12 protein-coding genes and 2 pseudogenes are annotated in these 13,102 nt (G+C 58.0%); 6 read left to right on the forward strand and 8 right to left on the reverse strand.

Annotation, left to right across the window (positions count from 1 at the left end; translation table 11 throughout):
• Nucleotides 1-13 precede the first annotated feature (13 nt).
• Both MJ643_RS12615 and MJ643_RS12620 read right to left on the reverse strand, forming a co-directional pair.
• A complete protein-coding gene (locus MJ643_RS12615) occupies nucleotides 14-460 on the reverse strand; it encodes a nuclear transport factor 2 family protein (RefSeq protein WP_103469153.1) in 447 nt (148 codons plus the stop codon).
• Between the two features lie 3 nt (nucleotides 461-463).
• Entirely contained in the window at nucleotides 464-1,273 is an 810-nt protein-coding gene (locus MJ643_RS12620; RefSeq protein WP_103469154.1) for a ribonuclease activity regulator RraA, read from the reverse strand.
• A 175-nt stretch (nucleotides 1,274-1,448) separates the two neighbouring features.
• Here MJ643_RS12620 and MJ643_RS12625 point away from each other — a divergent pair, with 175 nt between their 5' ends.
• Nucleotides 1,449-3,014 (forward strand): IclR family transcriptional regulator C-terminal domain-containing protein, encoded by a 1,566-nt coding sequence (locus MJ643_RS12625; RefSeq protein ID WP_103469155.1) that lies wholly within the window; start codon nucleotides 1,449-1,451, stop codon nucleotides 3,012-3,014.
• Between the two features lie 64 nt (nucleotides 3,015-3,078).
• Here MJ643_RS12625 and MJ643_RS12630 read toward each other — a convergent pair.
• From MJ643_RS12630 to MJ643_RS12650, 5 genes and pseudogenes are all read right to left on the reverse strand, one after another.
• A pseudogene (locus MJ643_RS12630) lies at nucleotides 3,079-3,411 on the reverse strand (OprD family outer membrane porin); the annotation flags it as partial.
• Nucleotides 3,412-3,808: 397 nt separating this feature from the next.
• The gene (locus tag MJ643_RS12635) at nucleotides 3,809-5,374 is read right to left on the reverse strand and encodes a cation acetate symporter (protein WP_103469157.1); all 1,566 of its coding nucleotides are present in this window, start codon (nucleotides 5,372-5,374) and stop codon (nucleotides 3,809-3,811) included.
• Entirely contained in the window at nucleotides 5,364-5,654 is a 291-nt protein-coding gene (locus MJ643_RS12640; RefSeq protein WP_103469158.1) for a hypothetical protein, read from the reverse strand. The genes MJ643_RS12635 and MJ643_RS12640 overlap by 11 nt, the downstream gene beginning before the upstream one ends.
• An 80-nt stretch (nucleotides 5,655-5,734) precedes the next feature.
• Nucleotides 5,735-6,805, reverse strand: a complete 1,071-nt coding sequence (locus MJ643_RS12645) for a carbon-nitrogen hydrolase family protein (RefSeq protein ID WP_103469159.1) — start codon at nucleotides 6,803-6,805, stop codon at nucleotides 5,735-5,737.
• Between the two features lie 318 nt (nucleotides 6,806-7,123).
• Nucleotides 7,124-8,035 carry a LysR substrate-binding domain-containing protein gene (locus tag MJ643_RS12650; RefSeq protein ID WP_103469160.1) on the reverse strand — a complete coding sequence of 304 codons (912 nt, stop codon included), beginning with the start codon at nucleotides 8,033-8,035 and terminating at the stop codon, nucleotides 7,124-7,126.
• Between the two features lie 267 nt (nucleotides 8,036-8,302).
• Between MJ643_RS12650 and MJ643_RS12655 the strand changes: the two genes are divergently transcribed.
• Both MJ643_RS12655 and scpB read left to right on the forward strand, forming a co-directional pair.
• Nucleotides 8,303-9,490: a CoA transferase gene (locus MJ643_RS12655; RefSeq protein WP_103469161.1), complete on the forward strand. Its 1,188-nt coding sequence runs from the start codon at nucleotides 8,303-8,305 to the stop codon at nucleotides 9,488-9,490.
• Nucleotides 9,491-9,525: 35 nt separating this feature from the next.
• Nucleotides 9,526-10,326 carry a methylmalonyl-CoA decarboxylase gene (scpB, locus tag MJ643_RS12660; protein ID WP_103469162.1) on the forward strand — a complete coding sequence of 267 codons (801 nt, stop codon included), beginning with the start codon at nucleotides 9,526-9,528 and terminating at the stop codon, nucleotides 10,324-10,326.
• A 324-nt stretch (nucleotides 10,327-10,650) separates the two neighbouring features.
• Here scpB and MJ643_RS31565 read toward each other — a convergent pair.
• Nucleotides 10,651-10,840 (reverse strand): annotated as a pseudogene (locus tag MJ643_RS31565) (aldehyde dehydrogenase family protein); the annotation flags it as partial.
• A gap of 301 nt (nucleotides 10,841-11,141) precedes the next feature.
• Between MJ643_RS31565 and MJ643_RS12665 the strand changes: the two are divergent.
• From MJ643_RS12665 to MJ643_RS12675, 3 genes are all read left to right on the forward strand, one after another.
• Nucleotides 11,142-11,879 carry a hypothetical protein gene (locus MJ643_RS12665; protein WP_103469163.1) on the forward strand — a complete coding sequence of 246 codons (738 nt, stop codon included), beginning with the start codon at nucleotides 11,142-11,144 and terminating at the stop codon, nucleotides 11,877-11,879.
• A 113-nt stretch (nucleotides 11,880-11,992) separates the two neighbouring features.
• Nucleotides 11,993-12,208: an AlpA family transcriptional regulator gene (locus tag MJ643_RS12670; RefSeq protein ID WP_103469164.1), complete on the forward strand. Its 216-nt coding sequence runs from the start codon at nucleotides 11,993-11,995 to the stop codon at nucleotides 12,206-12,208.
• A 2-nt stretch (nucleotides 12,209-12,210) separates the two neighbouring features.
• The gene (locus tag MJ643_RS12675) at nucleotides 12,211-13,089 is read left to right on the forward strand and encodes a ParA family protein (RefSeq protein ID WP_103469165.1); all 879 of its coding nucleotides are present in this window, start codon (nucleotides 12,211-12,213) and stop codon (nucleotides 13,087-13,089) included.
• The last annotated feature ends 13 nt before the right edge of the window (nucleotides 13,090-13,102 follow it).

Below are 13,102 nucleotides of genomic sequence, written 5' to 3' on the forward strand. Positions count from 1 at the left end.
GAGGCCAGTGGCCTTAACGCGCCTTCGGCTCCAGGTGATACCCCCGGCCGACATAGTCGAAGTCGACCAGCTCGTTGATCACCACGTCCTTCTCGGCCGGCGAGGCGTAATAGGCGCGGATCTCCTTGATCAATCCGCTCTGCTCGTCGAACACGTACCACTCGTCACCGCGCAAGGCCGTGCCCAGCTTGCTCTTCCAGTGGGTCCACTCGATCACCGCTTCGTTGCTGTCGTGGCTGACCAGGATCTTCTCGATGGTCCACTGCGACCCCAAGTTCTCCACGCACCAGACCCACTTGCGGGCGATGGTGTCGGCAGTGCGCCACGGGATTTCCGGCAATCCCGAGGGGAAGTAGTGCACCGCGTCCGGGGTGAAGCAGGACACCAGCTTGTCGTAGTCGCCTTCGTTGCAGGCGTCGAAGTAGCGACGGATCAGTTGTGCATGCTTGTGCTCGGCCATGACTCAGCCCTCCTCGCGGTCGATGATCGAAGGGATGGCCGGGCGGCCGGCGGCGACCCAGGCGTGGTAGTCGGACACCGACGCCGGGCTTGGCGGGTACACGCCCCACAGCGCTTCGCCGGCGGCAATGCGCATGGCCAGGTAGCCTTCGATGTCGTCCTGCACGCTGCACACTTCGGCCAGTTCCTCGGCCAGGTGCGCCGGGACCACGGTCAGGCCATCGGCATCGCCGACGATGATGTCGCCCGGGTACACGGCAACGCCGGCGCAACCGATCGGCACCTGCAGGTCAGCCACATGGTGGTAGGAAATACGCGTGGTCGCGGTGATCTCACGGGCATAGGCCGGCAGGCGCATGGCGGCGATCTCGCTGCCGTCGCGCAGTGCGCCGTCGGTGACGATGGCCTTGGCGCCACGGGCCAGCAGGCGGGTCACCAGGATGTTGCCTGCCGACGCGGCAGCCGGGTCGTTGCGGCTGTCGATCACCAGCACGTCGCCCGGCTGGATCTGCTCCACACCCACCCATTGCAGGTTGTCATCGTTGGGCTTGGTGGTCATGGTCGAATAGGTGTCGATGTCTTCACGGGCGGGAATGAAGCGCATGGTGAAGGCACGCCCGGCGAATGGCTTGGCATCGGGGCACATGGCGCGCAGGCCGACCAGGGCTGGCTGACGGAAGCCGCGCTTGAACAGCTGGGTGGTCAGCGAGCCGCTGCTGCAGGTGGCGAGCTTGGCCAGTACTTCGTCGCTGACGACGACCTGTTTACCGGAAACGCTCTCATGGGCATCGGCGTAGTTGTGGATGACGGACATTGTTGTAGGTTCTCCTCGCGGGTTCATCCGATGGGCGGCCAGGGCAAATTCCCAACATATGAAACATGCGTTCACTGCAAGCCCTGTTGAGGCCGATTCTATGGCGGAAAACTGGGAGGAAAAGGGGCAGAATCGGTACTCAGGCAGTCGAGTTCCAACAGGTGGGAAACAAACAATGAAAACAGGTGAAGGCACCGCCGCACTGGAAAAGGCCCTGGACGTGCTCCAGGCCATTGGCGCAACCGCCACCGGCATCAGCCAGGCCGAGCTGGCCGAGCAGGTGCCGCTGCCGCGCACCACCCTGTACCGCATCATCGCCACGCTGGTGGAGCGCGGCATGATCCGCCGCGACCCGACGCGCAAGGTCTATCGCCTGGGCTTCAACTACCTGGAGATGGTCCGTAACGCCTACCTGGAACCGGACCTGGTGGCTGCCGCCAGCGCCGAGCTGCGTGCCCTGCGCGACCTCACCGGCGAAACCTCCTACCTGGCAGTGCTCGATGGCAATCAAGTGCTGTCGCTGGAGCGTTGCGAAGGCGCCCACACACAGCGCTCGGCCGCCAGCCTTGGCCAAGGCAAGCCGGTGTACTGCACCGGCCAGGGCAAGGCGATCCTCTCCGCCCTCTCCCCTTCGGCCCGCGACGAAATCCTCAAGGGCCTGGTGCTGACGCCACTGACACCGCTGACCATCACCGACCGCCGCCGTCTGCTGGCCGAATTGCAGATTACCCAAGTGCGTGGCTACGCCCTCGACGACGAGGAAATTCGCCTGGGCATCCGCTGCGTCGCCGCGCCGATCGTCGACAAGCAGGGCCTGGTGCGCGGGGCACTGAGCGTGGCCGGACCCGCCTACCGCCTGACACTGGAGCGGCTGACCCTGCTCGGCCCGGAACTGGCTGACGCGGCGCGCCGGGTCGGTGAGCAGCTGCGCCCGGACGCCACCCCACGCGCTGCCGGCGAGCTCAGCGTGCTGCCCGGCCCTTGGGCGTTTCACGGCGCGTTCCCGCGCTGGCACGCGGGCCAGCGCGTGCTGTACTGGGCCGACACCCTGGCGCCGGCCATCCATTGCTGGGACGGCCAGTCCAGTCGCTTGTTGACTCGCCTCGACCTGCCGATACGCGGCATGGAGCTGCACCCCGACGGCCTACTGGTGGCCCAGGCCGGGGGCTGGTCATTGATCGACTGGCAAGGCAACGAGCATCCCCGCCAGGACCTGCTCGGCAGCCGCCTGCTGGCATTGGCCACACACCCGTCCGGCAATTTGTGGGCGTGCGCCAAAAGTGGCAATGGTTGCTTGATCGGCGAACTCAGCGCCGAGGGCGAGCTGCGCCATGGCTGGTCACTGCCGGAGCCGGTCAGTGCCTTTCGCTGGGATGCCAAGGGCAGCGCGGTTTATGCCTTGGCACCTGAGGCCGGGGACATCCTGTTGCTGCAACCGGGCAGCAGCAGCGTGCGCCGGCTGGCTTCACTGCCCCGTGGTGGCGGCAGCCTGGGCGGGCTCGCGCTGGATGGCAAAGGGGGGGTGTGGACCACACAACTGGAAGGCTGGAGCCTGGCGCGCTTCGATGCCGAGGGCAACCTGGACCGTATGATCGGGTTGCCGGTGCCGAGCCCGACCGACCTGTGCTTTGGCGGGGAGGAAGGCACCACCCTGTTCATTACCAGTGCCCGCCACGCACTTCAGCTGGAAACCTTGGCCAGTGCGCCGAACTCGGGATGCCTGATGCAAATGCAGACTTGAATGGGTATGCCCGGTAACTCCACCCGTTCGTGATGTCACCAGAGCAATAGCCGAGTAAAACGTATCAGAACTTGACCTGATAACTGACGATCAACCGATTCTCGTCGGCATCATCGGTAAATGTGGCGCGGCTCACGGCATTGCGCCAGCGCAGCGACAGGTGACGTAACGGCCCGCTCTGTACGGTGTAGATCAGGTCAGTATCGCGCTCCCATTCATGGCCGTCATCGCCAGCGGCCCTCAAACTCGCCACCTTGGGCTCGCTGATGATCTGTGGGGCAACCTCATGACCAAGGTTGTAGTGCACGCTGAAACTCAGGCAAGGCATACCCAATGTCGCGAAGTCGTAGTCATAACGGGTGTGCCAGACCTTTTCGCTGGCTGGGCGAAATTGCTTGCCACCAACTGACCGAAAATGTAGGTGTCGCTGGCGTTAAGGTAGATGAAAGGAGTATCGCCGACCGACTGCTGGTAACCCGGCGATCTGATACCAGTTTTGCCAAGCAACTTGTTGTCCATTTCAAGTAAGCTGTCGGCTTTCGAGCTGCCACGGACAACTCCTGCTTTGAAGGTTGTGATGGCTTTGCATAAGCGGTTAGAAAAAATTGCCAGTTCAAGAAGGACTGACGTAACCCGCAGAGCATCGACCTAGGCCAAAGATGCCCACCAAAAAAAATAGGCAACAATGAAAGATAAATAAGAGAAAAACCCAAGCAGAGCTTGGGCTAAAAGGTCACCCAAGATAAGTGACAGGGCGACCAAATAATTACAATAGACACCACTTCACGCAATCACTAATGATTGACCGCAAAGGTCTTACCTTCATGCTCCATTAGCAAACCCTGCATTTCCGAAAACTTATTCTCCGAGCTTGGCTCTCGCTTGAGAAGTGAAACCAATATCATTACCACGAATGCAAGAGGCACACAAACAATGGCCGGGCTATTCAAAGGATAGAACCACCAGACACCATCAAGCACTGAACGATCAAGTTTCATCAGGGCAACTTGAACAGCCGGTGATACAAATATCAACAGCATTGATGAAACACAACCTACAACCATCCCAGAAACAGCTCCAGCCGTAGTAAGGCGGCTCCAGAACAACGTGAGCATCAGGAGTGGAAAGTTTGTCGCAGCAATAATCGCTTGGGATAAACCAATCAGGAAAGCTACGTTGATGCTTTCAAACATCAATGCAAGCAGTGTTGCGATAGAGGCAACAATCACCGCGCCGATCCGCGCCACAGACAACGAAGCCTCCCCTCCTTGCTTGCCAGCATGCACTACGCGTGACCACAAGTCGTGTGCAAAGGTGGTCGCAGACGTGAGAGTCAAACCTGCCACCACTGCAATAACAGTGGCGAACGCCACGCCACAAACGATGCCGAAGAAGGTGTCACCGCCGACATACTTTGCTAGCATTGGCACTGCCATGTTACCGCTGGCCCCTGCTCCCAAGATGGCCTCGCGCCCAAGCAAAGCCAAAGCGCCGAACCCTACGACCAACACCATGAGGTGGAACGAACCAACGATCATCGTGGCGTAGACAGCAGACTTCTTGGCCGACATCGGATCAGGGACTGTGAAGAAGCGCGTCAGAATCTGGGGCATCCCGATAGCGCCGCAGACAAGCGCGATAGCCAGCGAAATCATTTCCCAGCGGCCCACCGGGTCCATATCGCGAGGCACGAGCATGTGTGCCTGTTCGGTTTCCCCAAGCCTCCGAAAGAGTTCGAAGGGACTGTAGTCGAAATGGCTCAGCACGAGCATGGTCAGCACGCACACCGTCAGATGCTGAAGTATCGCCTTGATAATTTGCACCCAGGTCGTTGCCAGCATGCCCCCGAACAGGACGTAGCTCATGGTCAGCAAACCAACAAAGATTACAGAGGCGCTGTAGGGAATTCCGAACAGAACCTTGATCAAGATTCCACCCGCTACCAGCTGCGCGACGAGGTAGAGCAGGGTCATGGGTATGCTGACGAGCACAGCGGCTAGCCTGATCGGTTTTTGCTTCAAACGCCACGCGATGACATCTGTGAGCGTGAACTGGCCTAAGCGTCGTATTGGATCTGCAAGCAACAGCAGGATGAGCGGCCAGGTTACGACAGCCGCCACGGGATACACATAGCTGCTGAATCCCATCGTCGCCAAAAGCCCGGTCATCCCTAGCATAGCACTCGCACTCATGTACTCGCCGGACATGGCCAGGCCATTCTGCCAAGCCTTGATACCACCAGATGCCACAAGGTACTGCCCAGCAGACCGGTTGCGTCGGGAGGCCCAGGCGGTAATGCCTACCGTCACACAGAGAAAGAGCAGGAAGAATGCAATGGAAACCGCTTGGTTAGATTGCATGATGTACCACCTTGCCGACCATAGTGTGATCGGACTTTGTCTTGAGGCTCAAAACAGCCACCGAGATCGCAACGAGGATCACGGAGGGGCCCATTACCAGGCTCAATGGAATATCCGGAAAAACTTCGTACGTCAGTGTTCTTGGAAATGCAACGCAGAGAATTACAAACACCGAATAAAAGGCACTTACGATCAGCGCCATAATCAAATGCATACCACCCTTTTTTTTAGGGCCTACCTGGGTATTCAAGCCATACGGATAGTACAAAGAATCAGACATGACTCCTCCTCTTCCTCGGCCACGCAACGTGGCCAGGAAAATATCATTATGAATAGATGAGAGGAAGCTATTTCGCTGAGTTACAGCGATTCCATCTCACTCGACTCGACGAACGATTGAATAGACTTCAGGCGGGAATCAAACTGCTCTTGCCCTGCTGACGGAGTCGACTGGCCTTCAACAAAGTGGATCGGCTCAAGTGCTACCCGATTCACTTCCAAACGGAAGATATCGAAGCGGTTGTAGTACCCCGCCACGTCGTGCAGTCGCCGCAGCTCAGCGACAGGCGAGTAATTGATCTCAGCGATGCAGAGACCTTCCGTATCACACAAGGTGTCGCCGATGACGTTGCCATCCGGCCCCAGGATCATCGATACGGATTTCGGGGACTTGTCCAAGAGCTCGAGCACCTCATCCCCCATACCCTCAAGCTCTTTGCGCATGGTCGTGTCGTAGTAGCCTGACGCTACGATGTTGAAAACTTTGCCTTCGAATGAGTGAGCAGCTGCCCGGATGCGAATCGCCTGCTCCAGGTCATAACCACCGGCCTCAGACAAAGGCCGCATGACGGCGAGCGGAGGATAGGTAGAGATATGCAGTTGCTCGTTCTGAGCGATCATGGAGTAGCGTGCCAGAGGATTACTGTTCTCTCCGCAGATCAGCATGCCGATTCGACCCACATCCGTATCGGCAACTCGTAGCCCCGCTCCATCGCCATTGGCCCACACGAGTTTTTCGAAGAACGTAGGTACCAGCTTCCGCCGATGTCCGATGATCTCCCCGTCATTGTTGATCAGGACATTGGCGTTCCACATGCAGGTGCTGCTGGCCGAGGCCAGTTCATTGAAGCCCATGGAAACGATGATGCCGTGCTTGCGAGCGGCACGACGCAGCTGCTGGATCTCCGGGCCATCCAGCCTGATCGCCCCTTGGGTAAGTGCTTCAAAGTAGCGATGCGTGTGGATTGGCGCCCCGACGTTAGCCCACACAGGAAAACCAGGGATAAACGTTTCAGGGAAAGCGATCAACTGCACGCCTTTTCGCGCAGCCTCCTCAATGATGGAGCAGGCTTTATCTACGGTCTTTTGAGTATCGTGGTAGATAGGAGCGACATGAGCAGCGGCCACTTTATAGTTTTCATTCGCTTTCATTTTGAGTCGAGCCTCGAACAGCCAGGTTGCTTAGATTGGATTTATTTTCACCTTGCGGTCTCCAATCTAAGCCCAGGTCTATAGGGGCGCTACTAGCATTTAATGATGAAGCGATCACTTTTTACGATGGAATCAGCTAAACGCTCAATGCTGCCTTGAAGGGGGCTTTTCCTTCCTTAATTCACTTAGCGCCATGGCGCCCCAAGCCAGGGCGCAGAAGGCTCAAATGCACTTTAAGCATGCAAAAAAAATTACTCAACCCCAAAGCTTTTCGATGATCATTCATCAGAATTTCGTATGGCTATTGGGCCATTTGGATCACACCGACCACCCACCCGTTTCCTTGAAGCCGGCGAAAAGCGACACAATGGTTTGCCGCACTTTGTCGACCGCGTTGCTCTGAACGCCTGCTTCATGCCAGCAAAGGGACAGCTCACGCACGAAGAGCCGATGGTCAATTTCCCTTAGCGTGATCCGACCAGGTTCCAGGTTATCCTGCGCTGCCGCCCATGGCAGAACAGTAACCCCCAGTTCATTTTTCACCGCCAGCAGCAGCATGTCTGTTGAGTTGACCTCAAACTCCACCTGGCATGCTTGACCAGCCTCCTGAAGAGCGAATTCGACTCTGCTCCGTATGCCATTGGGCGCGCACGGGAGCACCAGAGGTAGCCTGGACAGCGCTTCAATGGAGATGGGTGTGTCAGGAAGTTGAAGCTCTGGCCACGACATCAAGTACAAACGCTCAGTGAGCAGATGTTGTGTGGCGATGCCCCGGGTTTCCACGGCATCGACCATGACTGCCATGGCCACCCTCCCCGTGGTGATGAGACCTTCGATGTCAGCACTGGGAGCGTCGAAGAGCTCAAGCTTGATCCCGGGAAACTTGCTTCGAATCATGCGCGCCAGTGGCATAGCGAGCATGCGTGCGGTGCTGGAGGGCATACCAACACTAACCCTACCTTGCGGGTACTCCGCATCCTGCAAGAGTAACTCTCGAGTGGCGTCAGCCTGCCGTAGCAACTCGATAGCATGCCTGTAGAGCGTCCGTCCTGCTGCAGTCGGCTCGACACCATGAACACTCCTTTCCAGGAGCTTCATGCTCATCTCTTCCTCGAGGTTTCTGATCTGTTGGCTGATCGCGGGCTGAGCAATATGCAGACCTTCGCTAGCTCGGGTGATGTTTCCACACTCGACTACACGGACAAAATAGCGAAGCTGCCGAAGATCCATACTCACCCCCTGCCATACATTTTTATGATCTTTCTAGAGGAATATCATATTTGAAGCCTATGGCAAACGGCTCATAGACTGAGATCACGACCTCCGCACAGGTCTGCCACAAGCAGCGCCCCAAGTTGCCTCATGAGGGTCACCACCCTACTAGGCCGCTACCCAGGCCACCCGCTCGAAGCTGCTTAGCCCTTACTCGTTCCGCTCACATTTGAAGCCTGTGCAGGGTCAACCACCTAATCCCACAAGAATAATGAGGGTAATAACATGCAAGCTTTAAAAGGGATCAAGGTTGTAGATCTCACCCGTGCCTTGTCTGGGCCCTTCAGTGCCATGGCTCTCGCCGATCTCGGGGCTGATGTGGTCAAAGTTGAGCAAGGCCCGAAGGGTGACATGAGCCGTGATTGGGGCCCATTCGATCGCGGTGTCAGCACCTATTACCTCTCCTGCAACCGTAACAAGCGCGGGATCTGCCTGGACTTCCGCACCCCAGAAGGCATGGCCGCCATTCACAAGCTCGTCGACTGCGCCGATGTCCTCCTGGAAAACTTCAAACCCGGCACCGCCGAAGCCATGGGCCTCGATTACGCCACGCTGAGTGCCCGCAATCCACGCCTTGTCATGGGCAGCATCAATGCATTCGGCACTGACGGCCCGATGAGCCATTGGCCTGGTTTTGATCAGATTGCTCAAGGTTACTCAGGCTTGATGAGCCTCACCGGCTATCCGGATGGTGACCCGACTCGGACTGGGACAGCGATCGGCGATCTCTCGTCCGGTATGTGGCTCACCATGGCAGTCTTGGCGGCATTGGTAGAGCGCGAACATACCGGTCGTGGGCAACATGTCAGCACCTCACTCTTGTCGAGCCTGGTTGGCCTACTCAGCGTCCACGGCCAGCGGTACCTGAGCGTTGGTGACATACCACGCCGCACCGGCAATGCCCACTCTGTCATCGCCCCGTATGGCGTCTTCCAAACTCAGGATGGCCCGTTGAACCTGGCTCCTATCACGACTGCGATGTGGGAGCGCCTGTGCGACCTGCTGGACTTGCAAGAACTGCCAAAAGATTCTCGGTTCTTGTCCAACGATGACCGGGTCGCCAATCGCGACGAACTCAAACAGATCCTGGAGTCGCGCCTGAAAACCCGGGGTAAGCGAGAATGGACTGAAGTCTTTATCAATGCCGGTCTGCCGGCAGGCCCAATCAACACGCTGGACGAAGTGTTCGAAGACCCACAGGTGCAGCACTGCAAGCTGACCCGCACGCTCGAACACCCCTCTCTCGGGCCGGTACGCCAGGTGATCACGCCCGTATTTGGCAACAAAGAACCCGAGGTGCACCGTGCTCCACCACTGCTGGGTGAGCACACGATCGAAGTGCTGCGTGAGGCCGGTATTGACCCATCAACCATCGACTCCCTATTGACCTCGAAAGCGGCCTTCCAAGGCTGACCCGCCCTACAACAAATCCAGAGAGTAGTCAGATCATGGCAACGACCGACACCCCAACTGAATTCGTGAAAGTAGAAATGGTGGATGAGCGCATTGCTCGACTCACCTTTAGCAACGCCGCCAGACGTAACGCGCTCAGCGCAAAACTGCTCAGCCTCTTCGAGGAGAGCCTGGCAGCGCTCGCGGCAGAGCGTGTCCCCGTGGTGATCATCGGCAGCGAACCAGGACAAAGTGTTTGGAGTGCTGGCCATGACATCCAGGAGCTCAGCCACGACCGCGACCCGATCGCATACGACAAGCCCCTCGAAAGAGTGCTCCGGAACATCCGCACCTACCCGGGCGTGGTCATTGCGATGGTCGGTGGTTCCGCATGGGGAGGTGCGGTGGATCTCGCGATGACTTGTGACATGGTTATCGCCGATCAGAACGCCAGTTTCTCCATGACACCGGCGAACATCGGCCTCCCCTACAGCACCAGCGGTTTGCTGCGCTTCTTCAACAATCTGCCGATCCACCTGCTCAAAGAAATGTTCTTCACCGCCTCAAAGCTGGACGCCATTCGGGCGGCCCAATTTGGGGTGGTGAACAAGTTGGTCGACGTAGAACACCTGGAGTCGACTGCCGTTGAGTTTGCCCAAGTTGTGGCGACCAAAGCACCTCTGGCGGTGCAATCAGTGAAAGAGCAACTGCGCATGCTTGAGGACATGCAGCCGGTACCGGTTCATGTGATGGAGCGCATTGCCGAGCTGCGCAAGCAAGCCTGCGAAGGCAGAGACTTCACTGAAGGGCTCACCGCGTTCGCAGAGCGCCGGCCTCCTCAGTTCATCGGCCAGTGATTCGATCGAGGGCCTTGCTTGTGAAATACATGAGCGTTTCACCGCAAGGCCCCACCCGCCTCGTATCGCTTCACAAGTGCCACTTTATCCGCCTGCTGCTAAGGGGGAGATTGTTGTGAATGGTACCGCCTTCACGCTCGATGGCGATGGCCAACCGCGACTCGGTAACTATATCCATAGCATCAACGGAGAAACAGGTTCAATCGAATCTTATCAGTGATCTGCTTCACCAAAGACACCGACTCGTGGTCACCGCCTAGGACAAAAACGATAAAAAACGAACCGACCTAAAAGGGGGCAGTACCTGCCCCCCTGTGCCAGTCCTCAGCGATCAACGCCACCGAGGCACCTGTACTTGAACTCAAGATACTCTTCGATGGCGTAGCGAGGTCCTCCGCGGCCAAGGCCCGTTTGCTTGACATCGCCGAACGGCGCCATCTCGTTGGCGATTGCCGACTCCGAGCATGCCGTAATTCAAGTACTGTCTGACGCGCAGTACGTGGCCGATGTCGCGGATAATGCAATATGCAACACGTTTTTTCAGCAGACACGGTGCACACCTGATAGCGCCTTTGAAGACTTAACAACTGTCCTCGCTCAACACTGGCGCACTCATGCTTTGGCAGGCGGAACGTTCGCGTCCAGAACGTCAAAACCTGTCGCAATGAAAAAATGCGTGCAGAACAAATTGAAAGTGGCGATGTCACTTTCATTGGATCCGAAACCGACTTCGGAATCTGGCTCGCTCGACAGAGGCGCAGCACAGCAGCCCCGGCCAGCGATTCTAGGACGAACGCAGCAGGAGGCTGTGTGCCATGATCTCGATAAGAAGCTCGTACCATCCGATCGACGCCGCGATTCTGTGGTGTGGCCTTTCAGAGTATGAAGAAGAGATCCTGCAGGTAGAGTTTTCCCACCCTAGCAGCCTACGAAAGCATTTTTTACAGTGGCCAGGTCTGCTCGAACACCTCGAGTGCATCTACGACGCCATTCTCAGCGGCGAATTGCCCGCAACCTACCTGGGGCAGCCGATTACGTCGGATAGTCACATTCACCGGGTGTACTACTCCGTTCGGCGCGCCGATCTCCTGCTCTGGTTCCTACGCAGCCTGCCAGATCAGAAACCCCCCTTTCTGTTTTCCCAAGATGTTGATCACTCAGGATGCGTAAGCCTGACTGCGCATCTGGCGAAACAAGCCGAGCTCGACTTTGCCCTGAGTACGCTTCAGCAGTTGCAGCAAACCTATGCTGTCACCGCTGATGAAGTGGCGGCGCTCACCACGCTCAACGACAAGCTAAAAGTGCGACTCGAATCACTTGGCATCCCGTCCGAGACGTCTGAAGCCATGCAGAACAGGCTGATCGGCGCGATGCTCATGACCACGCTCGGGAAAAACCAAAACGGCAAGGTTCAGTCAATCTACCCCAGCCAGGCAGAGTTGGTCCAAGCCATTCTGCTGCGATTCCCAGGAGTGGATGGCCTTAGCAAAAGTACCATTGATCGGCGATTTGCCGACGCGCGCCGTCTTATAGCCCAGGTAAAACGGGGCTGACGCCGCATTGTCAGGCGATGCCGGGCATTGCCTGACAATGTTTTTTACCCTCTTCCGACCTTCACTGACTGTCACTTCCCACCACGCGCCACCCGGCGCTACGGAGTGACATCATGCAACCGACCAACCTTGCCCCTCTGCCAGCCGACCGCCACATCATGCGCCGCGATGAAGTGGAGCAGAAAACCGGCTTCAAACGCTCGCACATCTACAACCTGATGAAGGCCGGCCAGTTCCCGCAATGCCGGCGCATCGGTATGCGCGCCGTCGGTTGGGACTCAATGGAGATCGAACAATGGGTCCAGGACCGACTGTCCACGGGAGACTGACCATGGACGTCCTCTCGCTGATCTCGACCAAGGGCGGCGCGGGTAAAACTACCGTCGCCGCCAACCTGGGCGGTGTGCTCGCCGATGCTGGCCTTCGCATTCTGTTGCTGGATCTGGACAGCCAACCGACGCTGTCCAGCTATTACGCTTTGTGCGATGCCAAGGACGCCGGAAGCTACGAGCTGATCGCTCAGCAACTCACAGCGCCGGAGCAGATAGTCTCGACGACCGTTATTCAGCACCTAGACCTGATCGTCTCCAACGACCGCGCCGGACACATCAGCACCTTGCTGCTGCACGCGGCCGATGGCCGTCTGCGCCTGCGCAACCTCCTGCCCGCCTTCGAGGATCATTACGATGTGCTGATCATCGACACCCAAGGCGCACGCAGCGTAGTGGTGGAGATGGTCATCCTCGCCTCCGCTTGCGCTCTGTGCCCGGTCCTTCCAGAAATGCTTGCCGCGCGCGAACTGCGTCGCGGAACGCTGGGCCTATTCGAAGAGCTGGAGCCCTACCGCTACTTGGGCGTTGCCTTGCCGTCGGTGAAGCTGTTGCTCAACCAGGTCAACGCCAATCGCCGTGATACGCGCTTGATCATGCAAAGCCTGCAAGCCTCTTTTCAGGACGATACCCATGTCAGCGTCTGCCGTTCGCTGCTCCCCGACCGCGTGGCTTATCCCAATGCCGCCTCGCTCGGCCTGCCTGTGCACCGCGTAGAGCCAGTTCCACCGCCCGGCAGCCGCAGCCCTTGTGCCGCCGAGATCATGCGCGGCTTGGCCATTGAGTTGTTCCCGCAATGGGCCGAGCAGCTCGGTGCTCTTGCCGCGCCTGCATCTGGTCGCCCGGCCACTGCCGAGCACCAGTTGATCCGTCGCGGCTGACCGGAGAATAAGT

Source organism: Pseudomonas sp. PNPG3, from assembly GCF_023093815.1.
In the GTDB taxonomy this organism is placed as follows: domain Bacteria; phylum Pseudomonadota; class Gammaproteobacteria; order Pseudomonadales; family Pseudomonadaceae; genus Aquipseudomonas; species Aquipseudomonas asiatica.